We start from the raw sequence: 22,282 nt of genomic DNA, 5'->3' as shown, positions 1-22,282 counted from the left end.
ACTTTCTATTTAATCACAGCCCAAATTTATTAGCAATGATTGAGCGATATTCCCGAAAGGAGATGGCCGACATCTGGTCACTGGAAAACCAATTTCAGGCTTGGCTGGAGGTCGAGTTGGCCGCCTGTAATGCTTGGAGCAAACTGGGTAAGATCCCAAAAGAAGATGTTGAGAAGCTCTATGAAAAGGCATCGTTTGATGTAGATCGGATTAAGGAAATTGAAAAACAGACGCGTCACGATGTAGTGGCCTTTACGCGATCGGTTTCGGAATCGCTTGGCGAAGAAAAAAAGTGGGTTCACTACGGACTTACCTCTACTGATGTAGTTGATACAGCCAATGGTTACCGCCTGAAGCAGGCCAATGAGATCCTGCGAAAAGATATTCAGCATATCATTGATGTGTTGGCAGAGAAGGCGAAAAAGCACAAGTACACCGTGATGATGGGGCGGACGCACGGGGTGCATGCCGAGCCTACAACCTTCGGACTCAAATGTGCGCTTTGGTATGCCGAGATGAAGCGAAACCAGGAACGGTTTGAGAAGGTGGCTAAGAATGTTGAGTTCGGAAAGATGAGCGGATCAGTGGGCACTTTTGCTAATATTCCGCCGGAAGTTGAAGCTTCTGTTTGTGAGGAATTGGGACTTTCTCCGGCTCCAATTTCAACCCAAACGCTACAGCGCGACCGTCATGCTGACTACATTTCAACATTGGCATTGATTGGATCAACTATGGAAAAGATGGCTGTGGAAATTCGCCATCTTCAGCGAAGTGAGGTGCGGGAGGCCGAAGAATTTTTCCGTAAGGGACAGAAGGGATCTTCTTCAATGCCACATAAGCGAAATCCCGTGAGTTCAGAGAACATTTCGGGTTGTTCCCGCGTACTTCGCGGTTATATGATGTCGGCCTACGAGAATATCCCGCTGTGGCACGAACGCGATATTTCTCATTCGTCTGTGGAACGTGTTATCCTGCCTGATGCCACGATTTTGCTGGATTATATGCTCAATCGTTTTTCTGGGGTAGTCGAAAAATTGACCATTTTCGAAGACAACATGCACGATAATATTTATAAGACCTTTGGGTTGACGTTCTCCCAACGCGTGCTCCACAAGCTTATTGATACGGGGATGTCTCGCGAGAAAGCTTACGATACGGTACAACCGCTGGCCATGAAGGCTTGGGAAGAAAAGACCATGTTCCGTGATCTGGTCGAGGCTGATAAAACGGTACAGGAAAACCTTACCGATGAAGAAATCGAAGAAGCTTTTGATTTGGATCACCATACCCGCAATGTAGATCGCATTTTTGAGCGCGTTGGGTTAGAATAATACACTGGTTGAACGGATTTAACAGATGATCACGGGTCAAAACTTTGTGGTCATTTTCAGAAATAGTGTTATCGGTGTTTAATAATTAAAACTTAATATGGAGAATTGGTCAGAATTTATTTTTTCTGAGGAGCTTCCCTTTGCAGAGAAAGCCAAACAGGTTTTCGAATACCAGTTTGAAAATAATTTGGTGTATCAGCGGTATTGTAAAGCATTGGAAACCGTTAAAAGCTCGTGTCATTCCGACCTTGCCTCGGAGTCTGTATCAAAAAATGTAAAGGAAAAGATTTTGAACCGAGTTCAGGATGACATTACTTCTTATCCTTTACTACCCATCAAAGTGTTTAAAGATGCTGCGGTAACTACGCATTCCGGACAGGAATCGGGGCTTGTATTCAAAAGCAGTGGCACTTCGGAAATGCAGCGAAGTATCCACCGAGTGCATGATCCAGAGCTTTATGATCAGTCATTGTTAAAGGGATTTCGTCATTTTTACAAGCTTGATAATACTGTGATCTGGGGCTATACACCGGGGTATTCTGAAAACCCGCATTCCTCGCTGATTTATATGATTCAGAAGCTCATTGATCAGGATAATAGTGGGCTGAGTCGGTTTTTGCCACTGGATAAGCCCTTGAACCCCGGCGCGGTGAAAGAAGTCAAGCGTCAGGGTAAGCAGCTTATTCTGTTTGGCGCTGCTTTTGGATTATTGGATTTATTAGAGATGGAAAAAGTAGAATTGCCATCCAATAGTATTATTATTGAAACCGGGGGAATGAAAACGCATCGTCGAGAAGTTTCTCGCAGTGAATTGCATAGCCGCTTAGCTAACGGTTTTGGATTGGATGGTAGTCGCATTCATTCGGAATACGGCATGGCTGAGTTATTAAGTCAGGCTTATACAACTGGAGGAAAGTGGTTTCAGACGGTGCCTTGGATGCAGGTAACGATTCGCAATCCCAATAATCCAGCCGAGATTTTACCGCCGTACAAGGAGGGACTGATTGGAGTAATTGATCTGGCCAATGTGCATAGCTGTTCTTTTTTATTGACGGGCGACAAAGGAGTGATGGATAAAAAGGGTCGCTTCCAGGTATTGGGGCGATGGAATCCCAAAGATTTGCGTGGCTGCAATTTTTTAATCGATGAAGATTAAATAATTAAATAGAACTCTAAACCCTGCGGGTCTCTCAAGGGTTTTCATATTTTACTTTATCAATATCTGTTAGATCCGCAGGGTTTTAGCTGAATAATTTTTATGACAAATACCCAAAAAAGAATAAATGCGTTGTTTGAAGCCACCAAAAATTGGCTTCACGATGACAATCAATATTTAGCTGATGCCATCGACCGAACGGTGCGGGAAGGTTATTTCAGTTTTGAGGATGTCAATTATGCTATTGATGTTATTAGAAAGAGTATCAGTGAGTCAGTCATAGAAAAGTGGGTTAAGCGCGCGGAATTAGATGATGAGCATAATGCATCTCGAAAAAATGTATTGTGCCTGCACGCAGGAAATCTGCCGCTGGTGGGATTTCAGGATGCGTTTGCAACACTGTTAAGTGGCGCCCGCTATACTGGAAAGATTTCACGAAAAGATCCGTATTTGCTCCCTACATTTTTGAATGAGGTTAAGAAAACAGGGCAGTGGTCAGATATGGATGTACAGTGGACGCACCGATTAGGTGATTTTGAGGGCATGCCGCACGATGCAGTTGTTTTTGCCGGATCGGAGTCTTCGGTACCGGAGGTAAGAGATGCGATAGATAAGTTTGAGTTGGCTCATGAAGGTACCCAATTTTTGATTCGCACAGCCCATTTTTCAATGGCTTATCTGGACCAAAAAGACAACAAAACACTACGGGAGTTAGCTGATGGAATATTGCGATATGGTGGGAAGGGATGCCGTTCAGTTGCAGTGGTTGTTTCTCCCTTTTTGATAGATGATGTAAAGGAGGGGCTTACTGATCAGATAAAAAATTTTTGGCTCGAAAATCCCCAGCACGAACTACCGCCTGCCAAGCTTAAACAGCAGTATGCGTACAACGAGGCTATCGAACGTCCGCAGTTGTGGCTAAAATACTTTTTGTTGCAGGAGGGCGGTTTTGAACTTGATCAGGATTTTGTCTGCTACTGGGTGCAGGGAGGTAAGTCTAAGGTGGCTGAGTTGTCCCAACGGTATGAGTCACAATTGCAGAGCATATATGTAACAGATTCCCAAACGGAGGTACCCGATTTGAAGCAGGAAATTGAGTTATTAACTCATGTGCAGCAACCAGCCCTTTTTTGGAAACCCGATGGGGTAGATCTGTTGGAATGGTTAATTGATTAGGTATTTTATATCAGCTTTTTGAGTTGTGTAACTACTCGTTGGGCACTTTCTACCGCTCCATCCATATATCCCGGGAAAGAGGGGGCCGTTTCAGATCCTGATATAAATAGTCGGTGATCCCAATACGATTGTTGAAATACCTTGTGGCCATTATGTTGGTGAGGGATGATGGGGTCGTCATATTCGGTGTAGGTAAGGGGCTTGTTTTTCCATACGGTCTCCCGATAGGAAATGTAGCTGTCGGTTTTATCCCCATAAAATCGGCGGAGCTGGTCGAGAACTAACTGCTTTCGCTTCTCTTGTGATACCGAATGGTAAGCTGTATTCATAAATCCTTTTAGTGCATATCTGGATTGTTGCTCATCGGAATGGTCGTACATCTCGTTGACGGGGCCCACATTACTGAAGATAGTGCCGCTGGAGTTGGAACCTTTCCAAAATGGACGCTCAAAAGTAAGGGCCACTTTAATGGAGTCAGCCATCCAGGTGTGTGTGCCTGCTGCGATATTTTGGAGTTTATCGGGTAGTGAAGGAGTAAACCTGATCGACTCGATTAGCAGCTTGGGCGGTAGAGTGCTAATAACAGCATCAGCATCAAAATTAGTATTATTGGTTTGTATTTGTAGTGAGTTTCCAATATCAGCAATAGATCTTACTCTCTCATTCAGTAGGATTTGGTTTTGGTCAAGCTGATTTGCTAAAGAATGTATCAAGTTATCTGATCCGCCATCGATACGATAGCTGGGCTCTTTATTAGGAGGCAGGTCTACAAGCTGTGGTGGTGAAACTGACATTGGCTCATAGAATCCCTTGTTGCCCATAAACTGTTGAGTAGTTCCAATATTTAATTGATCAAGTAAATCCAGTAAATGAGTATGCTTTTTACCCAGCCAAGTGGCGCCCATTTCGATAGGAGCTTCAGCATCGTTACGCAGGGTGTGAATGCGTCCGCCAATGCGGTCTCGGCCTTCTAAAATGGTCGTGGAGATGTCTTCATTTTTGAGTAGGTAAGCTGTAGTTAATCCACTGAGTCCACCACCAAGTACAACTATATTTTTCATCTGCTTCTTATGTAATTTCTTTCTTTTAAAGATAATCTTTATCAATGGAAGGGAAATATATCCAATTTAATGGAGCCATTTGAAGCTGGGAATTGTTTTTTCCTCAAGCTTCATATAGGGAAACGGTTATAGAAAGTGGAATCAGTTGGCTTAGTATTCTTTCATAACCACCAGCTGAAATCGTTAAAAGATCTAATACAGGTGAGGGGCTTGCCTGGACTAAGATGATTGTTGCTCTCCAAAGACAATAGTTATAAGAACGATAGCATCTGATTTAACACTGTAGGAATAGGGCTGTCCCTTTTTGAGATATAACCAATCATCATGCGTTAATGAACTTGCCCTGCCATCTATTTGAAATAGTATTTCTCCCTGTAAGCATTGCACCGAAATTTCACTGTCCAGGACATGTTCTTCTACTGATTTACCCTGTGGCAGGGCCATGCGAATAACTTCCATGTTATCCGTTTTCACCAGCGCATAAGATGTGTCTACATCCAGCTCTTCACGCAAAGATTGAAGATTGATGGGATCCCCTGATTGTACGTGTCCGTAACGCATAATCAACCTCCGATGTTTTGGTGGGTATTGATAGAAGTAATCTAATCAGAATTAGCCAATAGAGAAAACAATAAGACGAATAAATTCTATTTATTACTAAGGGAGAAAAGTTTTTTGGTTTATCAGTCAGAAGTTGGTTTTTGCATTACAATGTAGATGTTTCGTCCCGATTGTTTTTTGGAACTAACAAGTCGAAATCCTGCTTGCGACAGTTCATCGATTGCAGTTTCAGCGGTAACCCCGTGTTGGTTGCCAGAAGAGCGTCCTTCGGGATCAGCCTCAGAACTTCGCGGTTCAAAATCTATGATTGCTAACTTGCCACCTGGTTTTAAGGATTGATACAAGCTGACGTTGAAATCTTTAGGATTAGTAATATGATGATATACCCTGCGTAAATATATAGCCTCGCAACATTGCTCTGGCAGATTGGTACGTTGCGGGTGACCTTCAAGGATTGTAATGTTAGCTGGGTCAGCGTTTTCTATTGCCTGCTTTAATTCTGCAATTTGCGCATCTCCCAATTCGGTACTGTATATTGTTCCCTGGGGACCAATATACTCAGCAATATCCAGCGTTTGGTCACCATCACCCGCGCCAATATCTGCTACTGTTGCACCTTTCTCAATATTGAGTGCTTCAATAATCCATTGAACATCCGATTGGTTGCCCGGTGCTTGCGCACAGGCCAGAGAAGTGAAAGCAAGTATAACGAGCAATATTAAAGGGACTCTCTTACAATAGAAATGGTTTGTGAAAGAAATCATAATCAGAGGATTTGGTTACAAGGAATTATTTAGAGCGAACCACCTTATGGAATAACACATTCGTACAAATAAATCTAAGTTTATTTCCAACTGTATAAAAACGTTGACTTCCGTTATATTAGCTCATCAAAATTTTAGGGAAGCAGTGTTGTACACTTTATTATCAGCATACAAATCGTAGAAGAATGACGTATACTTTTTGGGATTTTCTGCAACTCATTGGAGCCTTGGGAATTTTCATCTATGGGATGAAGGTTTTCAGTGATGGTCTCCAAAAAGTGGCAGGAAATAAATTACGGGCTATTCTTAAAGGGATGACCAGTACCCGCTTTCGGGGCATTTTAACAGGTTTTACTACCACAACCATTACTCAGTCTTCATCAACGACTACCGTAATGGTTGTAAGTTTTGTGAATGCGGGGCTTATTACATTTCTGGAGTCAACCGGGGTGGTTATGGGGGCCAATATTGGTACAACCGTAACAGCTTGGATGATTTCTATTTTCGGGTTTAAAATGCAGATAACACCGTTGGCTATGATGCTGATTGGGGTCTTCTTCCCGTTTATCTTTTTTGGCCGCGAAAAGTTGCAAAACCTTGCCGAGGCGATGATCGGTTTCGGGATTCTTTTTATTGGACTCGATTTTATCAAAAATGGAGTGCCTAATATCCAAGACAATCCCGAAATGTTTATGTTTTTGGATTCGTTTACGGAATTCGGGTTTGCTTCCATCCTTATTTTTGTCGTCGTGGGAACCCTGTTGACCTTAGTTACACAGTCATCTTCGGCCGCTTCAGCAATCACTCTTGTAATGCTATTTGAGGGGTGGATCGATTTCCCTATTGCGGCTGCTATGGTTCTGGGAGAAAATATAGGGACAACAGTTACCGCAAACATTGCAGCAGTGGTTGGTAATGTGTATGCAAAGAGAGCAGCTCGATTTCACTTTGTGTTTAATATCTTTGGGGTCTTTTGGATGCTGTTAATGATTGATCCGTTTTTGATGGGGATCGATAATGCCATGGGCTATTTTATGGCGGATTATACGTCTGTGCTCGGTGCGAATATTGATCAGGTCGGTCGTGCTAATGCAACCTTGGCGGTATCACTATTTCACACGGTATTTAATGTATTAAACGTGCTGCTACTGGTCGGGTTTGTACCCTATATCGTTAAATTCATTGAGAAGTATCAGAAGGAAGAAAAAGACACACAGCACCGACTGCAGTACATATCCTCAGGTATGATGTCTTCGCCCGAACTGTCTATGTCGCAGGCGCATAAAGAAATTGAATTGTTTGCCAAACTGATTGAAAAAATTCACTTTAGTTTTCAGGGGCTATTGTTCAATAAGCAGAACAGGCAAGACCGATTTTTGAAAAAGATCGAAAAGCGGGAACAAATTACCGATAATATTGAGCTGGAAATTGCCGAATATCTGACAAAGATATCGAGTTATAATCTTACTGAAAAAGCAACCCGTCGTATCCGCGGAATGCATAGTATGATTAACGACTTGGAACGGGTAGCTGATATTTATTACCAGATGTCGAAGACTTTTGAGCGGATGCAAAATGAAGGAAGTAAACTTCCGGATGATGCTATGAAAAAACTTGGGCAACTACTCGATTTAGTTCACGATTCCATTCGCAATGTTCGTGAGAATTTGGATAAAGACGGTAACGAAATCGATCTCGATAACTCGATGGAAATTGAAGATGCTATTGATGATTGTCGGGATGAATTAATGGAATTTCATTATGCCCAGCTTGAGAAAAAAATCTATTCAAACGAAGTAGGCTTTATATTTCTGGATTATTTGAATCGGTTAGAAAAAATTGGGGATCACTTGTTTAACGTTAACGAAGCCCTGGCCGGAGTGAAGGTGAAATCAGCTTATAAGACGGTTATGGAAGAAAGAGGCTGATTGCTCTAAGTTATACTGTTGGATTTATTACAACAAAGGAGAGGATGGAGAATCCTTTCTTCAAACCAGCCCAAATTTTGCTTATCTTTGGCGACTGATGATAAGAGCAGTAACGCGTATTTTAAAAATTTGATACTTGGTGAATCGCAGTATCTGTGTCATGCTGAACTGGTTTCAGCCTCTACATCTGATAGATCCTGAAATAAATTCAGGGTGACATAAGATTTATCAACCAGATCATTAGCGTGCTATTACGCAAAAAACTAATATCAAAGACTAAGAAATTACTGAATGAGTTCGTACAAGCCGGAAGATATTGAATCCAAATGGCAACAGTATTGGCAGGAGAACAAAACGTTTAAAACGCCAGAAGATCATGATAAGCCCAAATATTATGTGTTGGATATGTTTCCATATCCCAGTGGTTCGGGGTTACATGTAGGGCATCCCGAAGGGTACACGGCTACCGATATCCTGGCGCGCTACAAGCGCATGAACGGTTTTAACGTGTTGCATCCTATTGGATGGGATGCCTTTGGATTGCCGGCCGAACAGTATGCCGTGAAGACGGGCACGCATCCACGAGAAACCACACAGGAGAATGTAAATCGGTTTCGGGAACAGCTCCAGGATTTGGGTTTTAGCTATGACTGGGACCGCGAAGTGAATACCACTGATCCCGATTATTATAAGTGGACACAGTGGATTTTTCTGAAACTGTACGAGAAGGGACTGGCTTACGAAGATGATGTGCCGGTAAACTGGTGTCCTGAGTTGGGAACCGTGTTGGCTAATGAAGAAGTGATCGATGGAAAGAGTGAAGTAGGTGGCTTTCCGGTTGTGAAAAAGCCCATGCGTCAGTGGGTGCTTAAGATTACCGAATATGCTGATCGTTTGTTGGAAGGGCTTGATGATTTGGATTGGCCGGAATCTACTAAAAAGATGCAGCGCGACTGGATCGGAAAATCCATCGGCGCCGACATTGATTTTGAAATTGCCGGTTATGACGAAGAAATCCGCGTATTTACCACACGTCCCGATACTATTTTTGGGGCAACCTATATGGTACTGGCTCCGGAACATGATTTAGTTGATAAGATTACGACGGAAGATCAGAAAAAAGCGGTAGAAGACTATCAAGAAGAAGCGGCCCGAAAATCTGATTTAGAACGCACGGAGCTTAGTGATGAAAAAACGGGCGTATTTACAGGGGCCCATGCGATAAATCCCGCAACAGGGGAAGAGATCCCCATTCTGGTAGCTGACTATGTATTGGTGACGTATGGCACCGGGGCGATTATGGCTGTGCCGGGACATGATGACCGCGACTGGGAATTTGCCCAAAAGTTTGATCTGGATATCGTAGAGGTTGTTGAAGGTGGTGATATTACCGAAGGAGCTTATACGGATACCGAAGAGGGAACGCTGGTCAACTCGGAAAGTGATGATATTTCACTGAATGGATTGTCGGTTGATGAAGCGATTGAAAAAATCACTGACTGGCTCGAGAAAATCGGGCAGGGAGAAAAAGCCGTCAATTATAAGCTTCGTGATTGGCTATTCTCCCGTCAGCGTTATTGGGGCGAACCATTCCCTATTATCCACGTTGATGGTGAACCAAAGCCTGTTGGCAAAGATAACTTGCCGGTAACCTTACCCGAAATGGATGATTTTGAACCCACAGAAGACGGTGAGCCGCCACTGGCCAAAGCAACTGACTGGGTAAATACCGAGGATCCTGAAACTGGAAAACCGGCTAAGCGTGAAACGAATACGATGCCGCAATGGGCGGGGTCATGTTGGTATTATCTTCGCTATTGTAGTCCCGAATTTAATGAAGGGCCTGTAGATCCCAATGAAGAAAACTACTGGATGCCGGTGGATATGTACGTGGGTGGTGCCGAGCACAGCGTGTTGCACTTGTTGTATGCCCGTTTTTGGCACAAGGTATTGTATGATTGCGGAGTGGTATCTACCAAAGAGCCGTTCCAGCGATTGGTTCACCAGGGCATGATACTTGGTGAGATGGAATTTACTGGTTTCAAAAGTGAGGGCAATTGGATTTCTACTGATGCTGCCGATGAGGTAGAGGATGTTGAGCGTGTGAAGCTAAGTGAAGATCAGGTAGAGAAAAAAGGTGATAACTTTGTGATCAAAGGCACGGAAATCACCGTGGATGCCAAAGCGCACAAGATGTCGAAATCGCGCGGGAATGTAGTAAATCCCGATGATATTGTGGAGCAGTACGGCGCGGATTCCATGCGGCTGTACGAAATGTTTATGGGGCCGCTGGAGCAGGTGAAGCCGTGGAGCACCCAAGATGTGGATGGTGTATATCGCTTCTTGGGACGCGTGTGGCGTCTGATGATTGATGAAGATAGTGGGGCGTTAAATGATTCTGTTACGGATGAGGAACCATCTAAAGAACAGTTGAAAACCTTGCACGAATGTATTCAGAAAGTGACTGGTGATATTGAGGGACTGGCGTTTAATACGGCTATTTCAGCGATGATGATTTTTATCAATGAAGCCAATAAGTGGGATGACCACCCCAAGTCTATTTTGGAGCCTTTTGTTAAGCTTCTGTCTCCGTTTGCACCGCATATCGCTGAGGAGTTATGGAATAGGCTCGGTCATGATAAGTCGATCACTTATGCCGAATGGCCAGAATTTAACGAGGAATACTTGATTTCCGATACGCAGCTGTATCCTATCCAGGTGAATGGCAAGGTGCGTGGAGAGATTCATGTTCCCCGTGAAAAAGCCAAGGATAAAAAGTATGTACTTTCAGAGGCGAAGGCCGACAAGAATGTGAAGAAATATTTGGAAGACGGAAATGTTGTGAAAGAGATTTTTGTCCCCGAACGGATTGTGAATCTGGTTGTAAAATAAAATAGTTGCAGGTTTACATAGATTTAAATCGATAATTTCTGGTATTGTAGTGTAGCAAAAGTTCATCTGATGGTTGGGTTTGCCATCAGATGAATTAGTTTGTTAATAGCATTCGCCCAATTCGTGTTCTGATAACTTCCTTTTCTTTTTTGAGTTAGAAATACTTTTTTCAAGAGAGTATTAATAAAAGTATAACTGTGGGGGCGTTATGATATTTCCCATTGCGATTTTTCTGATTGGGATTCTGCTTATCGTCTATTTTTCCGAAAAATTGGTGGAAGCTACTGTTGGTACTTCCATAGCTTTTAGTATTTCTTCTTTCTTGATTAGCGTTATTGTGATTGGGTTTGACCTCGAAAACCTTGGGCTTGGAGTGGTAGCTTCTTATGAAGGAGTTTCGGGTATCGCTGTTGGTACTATCATTGGGTCGGCGATGGTAGCTGTAGGGCTTGCGCTGGGAATTACGGCATTGGTTGCGCCGATGAAGTTTAAAAAAGTACCGATGCAGATTTCGCTAATTCCTGTCGGGGCCGTGCTGCTATTTGGGACGCTCAGTTTTGATGGCCAATTATCTCGCATTGATGGAGTGATTTTATTACTGGGTTATATTGCCGCAATCTGGTATCTAATCTATCTCGCTCAAAGAGGGATAGATGTTCGTTCCACGGGTGAAGTTGCGGAAGTTTTAGAGGAGGGCAAAGAATTAAGCCGATTGCAGGCGATTATGATGCTGGCAGGGTCACTGGTAGCCATTGTAGTTGGCAGTGAATGGGTTCTATGGGCATCCCGGGAACTTATGGGGGGATTAGGATTATCAGATACCCTATTTGGAATGACAGTTATTGCTCTTTTGGTGAGTATTGAAGAGGTGGCCCGTGAGTTACCCGCAGCATTAAAAGGGCGTCCGGAGATTACTTTCGGGAATATAGTGGGGTCAGTGTTAGCTTTTTTTCTATGTAATGCCGGTATAATAGCGCTTGTTAATCCGGTACCTATAACGAATGAAGTGTTTAACTTTTATCTGCCCTTCAGTTTAGGCATTGTACTTTTTGTAACCTTATTGATGATAAAAAAATCTATTCCGCGTTGGGCAGGAGCGCTATTGGTTTTGGGATATCTGGTGTTTTTTGTCCGGGGATATTGGTAGTTAAATAGAATTTGAATGTCAATATTTTTCGGAGCAATCTTTCAATAACGAGATCAATTATTGAAAAAAAGTGATGTCTTGCTTATTCCGTAGAATAGCGGGCAGTTTACCCTGAGCTTTATCTTTCCCTTTACTGGCTAACCAGTTGTTTATTTGTTGTTGCGAAATAGTATGAATATCAGGTTGGGTTAGCGCGCTACTTTCTCGTCGGATGGCATAATGTCGATTAATTTTACGGAGTTCTTGGTCAATTTTTTGGGAGAGGGTGTTCAGGGTATCTCGATGCAGTGGAGTTTCGGTACGAATGAACCAAATATGTTTGGGAGCAGAGGCATCATCCTCAAGAATAGCTCCAATCGTAAAGTTACCGACTTCAAAATTCATTTCTTCTGAGACATTATGAAGGGCTTCTTCTGCTTCGTAGGCATAAAGTGCTTCCCCGTAATCATCCAACATTTCGCTTACACGTCCCATAACTTTAATTCGCGGGGGATCGGTCTGGGTAAACTCCACAATGTCGTTGAGTGCGTAACGCCACAAACCAGAATTAGTAGTAACCAACATAGCATAGGGCGTATTTGGTTTTACATCCCAAAGCGGAACTGTTTCTTGTACAGCCATTGAATCTTGATCGGGGAGGGGGTTGGGCACAAATTCATAAAAGATGCCGTTGTCAGCCACCAGCTTCATGTCTTTTTTGGCAAGCTTATCAGTAAATGAAAAATATCCTTCCGAAGCCCCGTAGGTTTCGATGAAACTGACATCCGGTTTATCGAGCAATTTTTCCAGATGAGGTTTATAGTTTGCCAGCTTTACGCCGCCGCAGACCAGCAGTGTCAGATTAGGCCAAACTTCCCGAATATTTGATGCTCCCGTTTTATTGAGCACTTCTTTAAACATGGTTAATATCCAGCTGGGTACGGCGGTGATGACCCGAATATCACTGTTTATTGCCTTGGTTACTGTTTGGTTAACTTTTTCATCAAACGGAAGCTGGCTGAGTTTGGTAGGATCAATCAGCTGGAATGGGGTCAGCCACCATGGCGCTTGCTGAGCGGTATAAGCACTTATCTCCCCGATTTGATAGCGATCTTTCTTTTCGAGCGTGCCGGGAATGCTGATATGTTTCCCCCACAGATCAAAGATATTGGGATGCTGCTTGAGGTAGTTTAATACGACCTTTCGCATGAAGGAGCGATCAGCATCAAGTCTTGCATCAGTCAAGGGCAGATGTTTGCCTTCTCCAGAGGTGCCCGCCGATACGGCATATTTGTTGACCTTGCCAGGCCAAAAAATATTTTCTTTTCCTTGTTTAAGAGACTCAATCCGGGATTTAATATCTTCGTAAAAAGAGATAGGGATACGGCCGGTAAACTCTTCAAGGGTATCAATAGACTTAAAATCATATTGTTGACCAAATTCAGTGTCTTGGGCTGTATGTAGTAAACGGAAAAGTTGTTGCTGTTGAATTTCTCGGATAGTCAAAACGGAGATATTTTGCTAATGTCGTTTTAGTAAGAAAATAAAAAAGCCCCGAAAGGTTCGGGGCTGAATATTTAATACAAAGAATTCACCAGGTTATCGGTTTTCAACGGAAACCCATTCTTTGTTCTTTTCACCAATATACAGGGCACGGGGTCGAACAAGGCGGTTGTTTTCGGCTTGCTCAATATAATGGCCCGTCCAGCCAGAAACGCGACTCATAGCGAAAATACAGGTATAAAGGTCAGGTTTGATTCCCATCGAGTAGTAAACAGTAGCAGAGAAGAAATCAACGTTAGGGTCAATATTTTTCTCATCCTTCATTGTTTTGAGGATAGCCTCTGACCATTCATAAAGATTTTCGTGACCGGTTTCTTCAGAAAGTTTTTCAGACATGCTTCGCAGAATACGAGCACGTGGATCCATCGTTTTGTATACGCGATGACCAAAGCCCATGATTTTTTCCTTGCGCTCCAGTCGACCGTGTACATAATCAACCGGATCGGCATCTTTTTCTTCAATATCTAACAGCATATTCATAACCTGCTGGTTAGCACCACCGTGTAGAGGCCCTTTAAGAGCGCCGATAGCACCTGTCACTGAAGAATACATATCAGACTCTGTTGAGCAGATAGCACGGTTTGTAAACGTCGAAGCATTCATACCGTGCTCGGCGTGGAGGATCAAGCAGAGGTCCATTGTTTTTTCGGCCTGTTCTCCGGGCTCTTCGCCGTTGAGCATATAAAGGAAATTGTAAGCTGTGCTTTTCTCACGAAGTGGCGAGATAACCTCTTTTCCATTTCTTGCCCGATCGTAAGCTGCAATAATAGTAGGAATTTTTGCAGTAATGGAAATAGCCTGGTTAAGACGGAATTCTTTTTCGTCGTTTGTTTGTACTTTATGGAAGTCGCCAAGCATAGAAACAGCCGTTCGCAATACAGCCATCGGTTCTGCATTTTTCGAAGTATTTTGCAGATAATTCAAAACCGGTTCGGGCAGTTCACGCTTATTTTGCAGCTTGGTGTTAAGCTCGTCTAATTCTTCCTGGTTGGGAAGGCGGTCATTCCATAAAAGAAAGCAAACCTCTTCAAAGCTTGCATTCTCAGCCAACGTATCAATATCGTATCCGGCATAAATAAGTTCTCCTTTTTCTCCATCGATAAAACTTTTGGTACTGCTAAAGGCAACAATACCTGCAAGACCTTTATTAATGTGCGGATACTGACTTAAATCAATTTCTGTATTTGTGCTCTCAGCCATTCTATACTCCGAAATTTTAGATTGGATATAAACTTTTTGTTGCGGTTAAATGTAATGAAAACAGATGAAAAAATCAGGGATAAGTTGAACGCTATCAATCATTAAACCCTGATTTTAAATATCTTAACGAAAGTTAGGTTAACAGCGTTTACTTAAAGGAGCTTTGATACGCTGAATAGGGAAGGGGCTACCCTTCGTTTAGCTTTTTAGCATCATTCCAGTGTTTGTCCATTTCTTCAAGCGAAGACTCTGAGATAGATTTATCCTCATCTTGTAGCGTTTGTTCAATATATTGGAAACGGTTGATAAATTTCTTGTTTGTTGCACGCAGACTATCCTCAGCATTAAGATCAAAAAAGCGCCCTATGTTGACGAGTGAAAACAACAAGTCCCCAAACTCTTCGCGGCTTTTTTGATGGTTTTCTTCTGCAAGAACCTCTTTGAATTCCTGCAATTCTTCCTCCAGTTTTTCCCAAACCTGTGAAGATTCTGGCCAGTCGAAGCCTACATTAGCAGCTTTTTCCTGCATCCGTTGGGCACGAATGAGGGCGGGAAGTTGTTTGGGGATGCCATCTAATACTGATTCTTTGCCTTCATCCATTTTAATATTTTCCCAGTTTTCAGCAACTTGGTCTTCATCTACAGCAACCTCATCCCCAAAAACATGCGGGTGGCGACGTATTAGTTTTTCTTGAATCGAATAGATTACGTTCTCAATCGAAAACGTATTGGTTTGCTCGGCCATCCTGCTGTGAAAAACGACATGGAGCAAAACGTCTCCTAATTCTTTCTCCAGTTCCTCAAAATCCTCTTCGTCAATAGCTTCAACAGCCTCATAAGCTTCTTCAATGAGATTATCTTTGATACTCTGGTGGGTCTGTTTACGATCCCATGGGCATTCGTTACGGAGAATTTTTACGATTTTAACAAGATCTTCAAAATTTCTGGTCGGTTTTCTGTCTTCTGCCATTGCGAGTTAAAAATGAAGAATTAGGAATTAAAATTACTGAAAATGAGTGATTGCTCATTGCCACCCATTTCAGGTTTTACGTTTTTTCTTTTTAGCAGCGGGAAAGAGAATATTATTGAGAATCAATCGATATCCCGGACTGCTGGTGTGTAAGCTTAAATCGGTAGGAGGGTCATTGACGCGATGTGTGTAATCCTCGGGATCGTGACCAGCATAAAAGGTAAAGGTGCCCTGCCCATAATTGCCATGGATATATTTCACCATACCACGGCCGGGACTTTCGCCTAACACGACAACCGATTCTTTGATTTTATCTTTTTGGAACGCTGTTGTTTGTCCATAGAATCCGCGGATACTACTTACATGATTTTGTGTAAGCATGGTTGGGACGGGGTCCCACTTGGCGGAAAATTCAAAGAGTGTAAAAAAGTCAATCGTTTTATCTACTTCATCAATTTGTACAGGGACATCAATATCAGCGTGCTCATATTCGGAGGGATCAGTACTGAGTACAAAATCAGTAAATGCCAGAGTGTTTTCGAAGTCTAACTTTTGTTGTGCATTGGGATCCATAGGATCACCGTCAAATTGTGACGGTACGATGTCGACTCCCTGAGATGCAAGAGCAATATCAAAAGTATCGGTGCCGGAGCACATAGCAAAAAGAAATCCCCCATTACCGACATATTCTTTGATTTCAGCAGCTATTGCTTTTTTCTCATTGCTTACCTTGTTATACCCCAACTCTTGGGCCATGGCTTCCATTTCTCGAACCTGTTTTATATACCAAGGCTGGTTGCGTGATGAAACCCAGAACTTGCCATACTGACCAGTAAAATCTTCGTGATGTAGATGTAACCAGTCGTACTCCGAGAGTTTACCATTAAGCACTTCCGGGTCCCACACCTTGTCGAATTCCACTCCGGCATACGTAAGGGCCAGCGTTACAGCATCATCCCAGGGAAGTGCTTGTTTGGGAGTATAAACTGCGATCTTGGGTGCTTTGTCAAGTTGAATAACAGAGGTGTTGGCATCGGGCTGTTCAACTTCACTAATTAGTTTTGCGGCTTCAGCATTGGAAATAACTTCTGCTTTAACATTTTTTAGTCGGGTTTTTTTGAGCAGGTTTTCCGAGTAGTTGGTCATAAAGCTACCCCCACGGTAATTGAGTAGCCACTGCGAAGAATTTCCATCCTGCAGATTGTTAAAGATGATGCCGTAGGCTTTAAGATGATTACTCTGTGAGGCATCCATGGGGATAAAAAGTTTATCCTGTGCCTGTATGGATGTACACAGTACAAACGTAATAAGTAGTGGAAGTAAGAGATTTCGGAATCTCATATTAAACCTGTATTTCTTCGAGTTCTTGAATGCGGTTGCGGACATAGGTGGCATAAAATCCATTGGGATATTGAAGCAATAACTCTTCGTATAATTCAATTAACTGTTCAGTAGTTTGGGGAATCGGAAAGTTCTTTTTTTGCGAGCTATCAGATACTGAGGTATCTAAATCAACAGAAGCAATATCATCGTTCGTTATAATTTGATCAGCCAGTTGGGCTTTAACCCACATTAGCCGTTCTTTAATGGGCGAATAGTTACCTTGTTGCTTTAAATACGACGAAACAGCGCGGTAGACGAAATGTGCGTTCTGATCATTTTTTGAATGGTCTAACTCAAGCAGGGCATATCCAATCATTGGATTGGTTGGCTGATTACTTAATAGCTTTTTTATTGTAGTAATTCCTTGTTGGTGTTTGCCGTGAGAAAGATGTTCCATAAAATTAGCAAAAGGTTGCAGCTGAGCACCTGAACTGTCAGCCTGTAATCCTTTTTGAATCCAAATTCGTAGTTTTACCGCATCGTTGGCATAGTAAGAGGTAGTTTGTCGCTCAAGGGCATTAAGCTGTATTTTAGCAAATTCGTAATCTCCGGCAAAAAAGTCAGTTAAGGCCAGGTAATAACGATTTTTTTGAGCCAGATCTCCAATGCGTTCTTGATTATTGCTTTTTGAAAATGAGATACGGGCCTGAGTATATTCTTGATTATAAAGGTACAGGCGTCCCCGAATGTGAGCCTCTTGGGCAGTATGTTTATTATCAGGCGAATTTTCTTTGAGCTGCTCCAGGTAATATTGAGCTTTTTCGGGATCATGAAAAACATCCAAGGCCAAATCACTTAACATTAGCAGAACTTGATCAAGGCGATGATAGGTTGAAGAATTTTTCTGTAGATCCTCAAGAGTCTCTAACGCTTTTTGGTAGAGCTGATCTTTTTGGGAGGACAAGTCGAGATTATGGTCTGCCAAATATTGTGCCCATTGGATGTAAACCTTGCCCAATTCTTCTTTACTGCGATCGGCTAAAGAGGCCACGTTGTTATCGACATAATAGGAGTAGGCTTGCTCAGCCAGCTTAAACTCTTCAGCAGCCAGTAGTTTAGATCCCAAATTATACAGCGTATAAGTAAGATTTGGAGATTGGGCTTCAGCATTTTTGGCTGTAGCAACAGCACGTTTATATAACTTGCGTTCTACGAGTAACCAAATTTCGAGCTGTTGCAGGTTTTGATAGCTTGGGTGATCAGCAGAAAGATCTTCAAGAAAATCCGAGATTTCTAAAATAGCTATGTCATAAATATAATCATCCCGGGCTCTTATTAGTTGCCGCTGGACGAAGCCGAGTCGGTCGGGATTAGTTTGAACAAGATTTAAAAATTCTTTTAGGGCTTGCTCATAATTGCCAGCCTGCATATAGGTTTCACCGAGTTCGGATGCGATTAGAGTAGAGTTGCTAAAGGAGGTTTTTAACTGTTGATAAATCTCAATAGCTTTTTGGTATTCTTTTCGCTCTGTTGCTGTTCTGGCGACGTTCAGATATGCCTGTTGATCTCCCTCTTTTTGCGAAAGAATTTCATCCCAAATGATAAGTGCTTGTTTGTTGTCGCCGCTGATATGATATAGTTCTCCAAGTCGAATCTTCGCCTGGATGCGTTGTTCATTTGCATCAATAGCTTCTTGGGTTATGGCAATAGCTTTGTCGTATTCCTTAAGGTTTATTAAACTTTCGGTAAGCTTGTTGAGATATAAATATCGGTATGGTTCATTTTGATAGAGTTGCTCAAACTTTTGGGCAGCTTCTTCATACTTTTGGGCTCTTAACAGCCGATCAGCCTCAAAATAGGTGTTACTTTGCTGGGCCTGGAGAGGCAGGGAGCAGAGCATCAGCAAAGGTATTGTAAGGATAAGCAATAGGGGGGTGCAACTTTTGTTCATTGGGATACCCATAGCATTATTGATGCGCCAAAAAATCAGGAGCAAAAGATTTCATTGTATTATAAAATCTGTGGAGCGGAAATCCCACTACATTGTAATAGTCGCCCCGTATTTCTTTTACAAAGAGTGCACCATGTGGATCCTGAATGCCATAAGCGCCGGCTTTATCCATGGGACTTCCTGTTGCTACATATGCATTTACAAGTTTGGGATCGAGATCTCCAAAGATAACTTCTGTTTTCTCAACAAACGTTGTCTGGCTAATAATGTTATTATCGTTATCTGTTTTTATAAGGGTTACGCCAGTTAGCACCTCATGTGTTTTTCCGCTCAGTTTTTGTAGCATGGTTTTAGCATCAGAAGAGGAGGAAGGTTTCTCCAAAATGGAATCATTAAATGCTACAATAGTATCAGCGCCAATAATAAGACCATGGTTATATTTGGGAGCTATATCTTCAGCTTTTCGTTGTGCAAGCGTACGGACAATTTCTGCCGGTGACCATTGTGGATTGTAATGTTCATCAACCTCACTGGGGGTAACTGTAAAAGTAAGGTCAATTTTGTTGAGCAGAGTTTTTCGTCGCGGACTTCCAGAAGCAAGAACGATAGTCTTCAAAATAGTAGAATATCCAGATTAAGTATATATTCGTCGCTTATAAGTAGGTGTAAAGCGATATTTTAAGTATTGATTGGGGAAGGTAACTAAAATCCAAACGTTGATCATCCCGAAAGATTTTGCAAATTGATTACTACTTTTTGTAGCTCAATAAATCAATCGTTACTTTTGCTGAAAATTGTGATGAAAGAAATTGAGTGTACAGACGTTACACTTTTCATGGTAATATCATAAAATGACTTTGGTGATATGAGTTCAAATAAAAGAGGACGACATCGTTCTAAGCAGCCAATGATTTTTGATGCCTGGAACTACAAAGTGCTGGCATTAGGAATATTTTTGGTCATTATTGGGTTTGCGGCAATGTATATTGAAAATGAAGTTCAAGGATTTATATCACTCTATGTATCGCCTATCGTAATAATGAGTGGGTATTTGACCGTTGTCGTTGCAATTCTTAAACACGATCAGGGCACTTCTAAGGCAAGCTGATAACAGTGGTGCACCTCATGGATCGTAAGCTCAATGCGTTACTACTTTTTGTAGGAGTCGTCATATTTATTGTTTCTGCTGATCCTACCCAGCAGTGGAATATTTTGGTCGGAATTGTATTGGCGTCTATTTTTTCTTTTGGAGCTTTTGTCTTTAAAGGACTTTCGCTCGATGGCATGTTTTCAGCAATTGTGGTAGGTATTTTCGCTTTTGGTCTTGGAGGATGGAAACTGGCCGTTGTGTTAGTGCTATTTTTTGTGAGTAGCGTCGCCATTTCTGATCGTCCAACATGGGGTAAAAATAATATTCCCGAGTACTCACGAAGAGATGGATTGCAGGTTTGGGCAAATAGTTTTTGGATGGTTGTTTTTTTGATATGTTCTACCATCTTTAAGGCCCCAATTTTTTTGATAGGAGCTATAGCTGCAATTGCAACGGCTACTTCAGATACTTGGGCTACTGAACTGGGTAGTAAAGATCGTGATAATACATATTTAATTACTACTTTTGAACACGTAGCCCCGGGCACTGATGGTGCAATAAGTGTTAAGGGTACGGGAGCAGCGCTATTTGCTGCAGTAATGATTTCTACCGTTAGCGTTTACGTTTTTTCACTTCATTTGTCTGTTTTTATCATCATTTTGATAACAGCCTTTTTGGGATGTTTTATCGATTCTTATTTAGGAGCAATTTTTCAACAGAACAAACGCATAGTAACTGTTCCAGCCACAAAGGTAGAGCTTAAAGTTTCTAATAATTTAGTGAATACTATTTCTACCGGTTTGGGTGGGTTACTGGCAATAATTTTTAAACTGTTTTTTGCATGAAGAAAGTATGGTATAAACAACTACATTGGCAGATTATCATTGGACTTGTATTAGGGTTAATATGGGGATTGGTAGCCAGTATAGGTGGCTTTACAGATTTTACAACAGATTACGTGCAACCAATCGGAACGATCTTTATAAATCTGTTGAAATTGATAGCAGTGCCACTGGTATTAGCCTCATTGGTTGTGGGTGTTACAAGTCTGAATGATGTTGCCAAACTTTCCCGAATGGGAGGTAAGACCATCGGTATCTATATAGTGACTACTATATTAGCTATCACTATCGGTCTTACGGTAGTAAATATTGTTCAGCCCGGTGACTTTTTACCACCAGAAACGCAAGAACAGTTAATGTCGGGTTATCAGAATAATATTGAAGGTTCTGCCGAATCGGCTCAGGAAGTCTTGGACCGGAGCCCCATGACGTTTTTTGTCGATATCGTACCCGAAAACTTTTTTGCAGCAGCCTCGGATAATGGAAATATGTTGCAGGTTGTTTTTGTAGCAATCCTGCTCGGTATTGGATTGATACAGATTCCAGCCGAGAAAAGTAAGTCACTTGTTAACTTTTTTGATTCTCTTAACGAGGTCATCATTAAGATTGTCGATTTGGTGATGAAAATTGCCCCGTATGGTGTCTTTGCTCTAATGGCAGGGGTTATTGTCGATTTGGCGGGTGACGACATCAGGCAAGCCTTAGACTTGCTGGGAGCACTGGCATGGTATACGGTTGTGGTGGTTTTAGGACTATTCCTTCATTTAATGATTGTTTATTCCGGGTTGTTTAAAATATTCAGCAATATGAAATTGCGCGACTTTTTTAAAGCTATTCGTCCGGCGATGTTATTAGGATTCAGTACGAGTTCAAGTGCGGCTACATTACCTGTTACGATGGAACGCGTCGAAAAAAATGTAGGCGTCGATGAAGAGGTGGCGAGTTTTGTACTACCTATTGGTGCAACCATCAATATGGATGGAACCAGCCTGTACCAAGCCGTTGCGGCCGTGTTTATTGCTCAGGCGTTGGGCCTTGAACTGGGAATTGCTCAGCAGCTAACGATTGTACTTACCGCGACTCTTGCTTCCATTGGGTCAGCAGGGGTTCCCGGAGCTGGCATTATTATGCTGGTCATTGTGTTACAAGCTATTCAAGTGCCGGTCGAAGGTATTGCACTTATTTTAGGTGTTGACCGTATTTTGGATATGTGCCGAACGGCAGTGAATATTACCGGCGATGCAGCTGTTGCTGTAGCGGTAGCTCATACCGAGGGATTATTAGGAGAAATGCATTTTGATGATGAATAAGTGAAAGGTGAACGTTGAAGAGCGGGATTCCCTTAGAA

18 protein-coding genes are annotated in these 22,282 nt (G+C 42.2%); 9 read left to right on the top strand and 9 right to left on the bottom strand.

The window, feature by feature from the left end; all coding sequences use genetic code 11:
• The first annotated feature begins 35 nt into the window (after positions 1–35).
• The 3 genes from purB (at position 36) to AAFH98_RS13105 (ending at position 3,663) form a co-directional block, all read left to right on the top strand.
• Positions 36–1,331, top strand: a complete 1,296-nt coding sequence (gene purB, locus AAFH98_RS13115) for an adenylosuccinate lyase (RefSeq protein ID WP_342523191.1) — start codon at positions 36–38, stop codon at positions 1,329–1,331.
• A 97-nt stretch (positions 1,332–1,428) separates the two neighbouring features.
• Positions 1,429–2,487: a LuxE/PaaK family acyltransferase gene (locus AAFH98_RS13110; RefSeq protein ID WP_342523190.1), complete on the top strand. Its 1,059-nt coding sequence runs from the start codon at positions 1,429–1,431 to the stop codon at positions 2,485–2,487.
• Between the two features lie 102 nt (positions 2,488–2,589).
• Positions 2,590–3,663 (top strand): acyl-CoA reductase, encoded by a 1,074-nt coding sequence (locus AAFH98_RS13105; protein ID WP_342523189.1) that lies wholly within the window; start codon positions 2,590–2,592, stop codon positions 3,661–3,663.
• Positions 3,664–3,668: 5 nt separating this feature from the next.
• Here the strand turns inward: AAFH98_RS13105 and AAFH98_RS13100 are convergent, their stop codons facing one another.
• The 3 genes from AAFH98_RS13100 to AAFH98_RS13090 all read right to left on the bottom strand — a co-directional run bounded on the left by AAFH98_RS13100 (position 3,669) and on the right by AAFH98_RS13090 (position 6,001).
• Entirely contained in the window at positions 3,669–4,724 is a 1,056-nt protein-coding gene (locus tag AAFH98_RS13100) for a flavin monoamine oxidase family protein (protein ID WP_342523188.1), read from the bottom strand.
• A gap of 219 nt (positions 4,725–4,943) precedes the next feature.
• Complete coding sequence (locus tag AAFH98_RS13095; RefSeq protein ID WP_342523187.1) at positions 4,944–5,285, bottom strand: cupin domain-containing protein; 342 nt, start codon at positions 5,283–5,285, stop codon at positions 4,944–4,946.
• A gap of 122 nt (positions 5,286–5,407) precedes the next feature.
• On the bottom strand, positions 5,408–6,001 hold the full coding sequence (locus AAFH98_RS13090) for a class I SAM-dependent methyltransferase (protein ID WP_342523185.1): 594 nt from the start codon (positions 5,999–6,001) through the stop codon (positions 5,408–5,410).
• Positions 6,002–6,234: 233 nt separating this feature from the next.
• Here AAFH98_RS13090 and AAFH98_RS13085 point away from each other — a divergent pair, with 233 nt between their 5' ends.
• From AAFH98_RS13085 to AAFH98_RS13075, 3 genes are all read left to right on the top strand, one after another.
• Positions 6,235–7,977 (top strand): Na/Pi cotransporter family protein, encoded by a 1,743-nt coding sequence (locus AAFH98_RS13085; RefSeq protein ID WP_342523184.1) that lies wholly within the window; start codon positions 6,235–6,237, stop codon positions 7,975–7,977.
• A gap of 291 nt (positions 7,978–8,268) precedes the next feature.
• Positions 8,269–10,869, top strand: a complete 2,601-nt coding sequence (leuS, locus tag AAFH98_RS13080) for a leucine--tRNA ligase (protein WP_342523183.1) — start codon at positions 8,269–8,271, stop codon at positions 10,867–10,869.
• A 208-nt stretch (positions 10,870–11,077) separates the two neighbouring features.
• On the top strand, positions 11,078–12,016 hold the full coding sequence (locus AAFH98_RS13075; protein WP_342523181.1) for a sodium:calcium antiporter: 939 nt from the start codon (positions 11,078–11,080) through the stop codon (positions 12,014–12,016).
• Positions 12,017–12,073: 57 nt separating this feature from the next.
• On the opposite strand, the gene AAFH98_RS13070 is transcribed toward AAFH98_RS13075, so the two are convergent.
• From AAFH98_RS13070 to AAFH98_RS13045, 6 genes are all read right to left on the bottom strand, one after another.
• A complete protein-coding gene (locus AAFH98_RS13070) occupies positions 12,074–13,501 on the bottom strand; it encodes a GH3 family acyl-acid amido synthetase (RefSeq protein ID WP_342523179.1) in 1,428 nt (475 codons plus the stop codon).
• Positions 13,502–13,594: 93 nt separating this feature from the next.
• On the bottom strand, positions 13,595–14,758 hold the full coding sequence (locus tag AAFH98_RS13065) for a citrate synthase (protein WP_342523178.1): 1,164 nt from the start codon (positions 14,756–14,758) through the stop codon (positions 13,595–13,597).
• A gap of 187 nt (positions 14,759–14,945) precedes the next feature.
• Positions 14,946–15,728, bottom strand: coding sequence for a nucleoside triphosphate pyrophosphohydrolase (mazG, locus tag AAFH98_RS13060; RefSeq protein ID WP_342523177.1), 783 nt, complete (start codon positions 15,726–15,728; stop codon positions 14,946–14,948).
• Between the two features lie 69 nt (positions 15,729–15,797).
• Entirely contained in the window at positions 15,798–17,069 is a 1,272-nt protein-coding gene (locus tag AAFH98_RS13055) for an asparagine synthetase B (protein WP_342523176.1), read from the bottom strand.
• A gap of 1 nt (position 17,070) precedes the next feature.
• On the bottom strand, positions 17,071–19,002 hold the full coding sequence (locus tag AAFH98_RS13050; protein WP_342523175.1) for a tetratricopeptide repeat protein: 1,932 nt from the start codon (positions 19,000–19,002) through the stop codon (positions 17,071–17,073).
• 16 nt (positions 19,003–19,018) lie between these two features.
• Positions 19,019–19,618, bottom strand: a complete 600-nt coding sequence (locus tag AAFH98_RS13045; protein ID WP_342523174.1) for a Maf family protein — start codon at positions 19,616–19,618, stop codon at positions 19,019–19,021.
• Between the two features lie 249 nt (positions 19,619–19,867).
• Between AAFH98_RS13045 and AAFH98_RS13040 the strand changes: the two genes are divergently transcribed.
• The 3 genes from AAFH98_RS13040 to AAFH98_RS13030 are packed head-to-tail and all read left to right on the top strand — an operon-like array spanning position 19,868 to position 22,244.
• Positions 19,868–20,110, top strand: coding sequence for a hypothetical protein (locus AAFH98_RS13040; protein ID WP_342523172.1), 243 nt, complete (start codon positions 19,868–19,870; stop codon positions 20,108–20,110).
• A gap of 17 nt (positions 20,111–20,127) precedes the next feature.
• The gene (locus tag AAFH98_RS13035) at positions 20,128–20,937 is read left to right on the top strand and encodes a DUF92 domain-containing protein (protein WP_342523171.1); all 810 of its coding nucleotides are present in this window, start codon (positions 20,128–20,130) and stop codon (positions 20,935–20,937) included.
• Positions 20,934–22,244, top strand: coding sequence for a dicarboxylate/amino acid:cation symporter (locus AAFH98_RS13030; RefSeq protein ID WP_342523169.1), 1,311 nt, complete (start codon positions 20,934–20,936; stop codon positions 22,242–22,244). Before AAFH98_RS13035 ends, AAFH98_RS13030 begins: the two co-directional genes overlap by 4 nt.
• The last annotated feature ends 38 nt before the right edge of the window (positions 22,245–22,282 follow it).

The organism is Fodinibius sp. Rm-B-1B1-1 (assembly GCF_038594945.1).
In the GTDB taxonomy this organism is placed as follows: domain Bacteria; phylum Bacteroidota; class Rhodothermia; order Balneolales; family Balneolaceae; genus Fodinibius; species Fodinibius alkaliphilus.
Note: the sequence above shows the minus strand (reverse complement) of the source record. Positions and strands in the feature narration are given on the sequence as shown.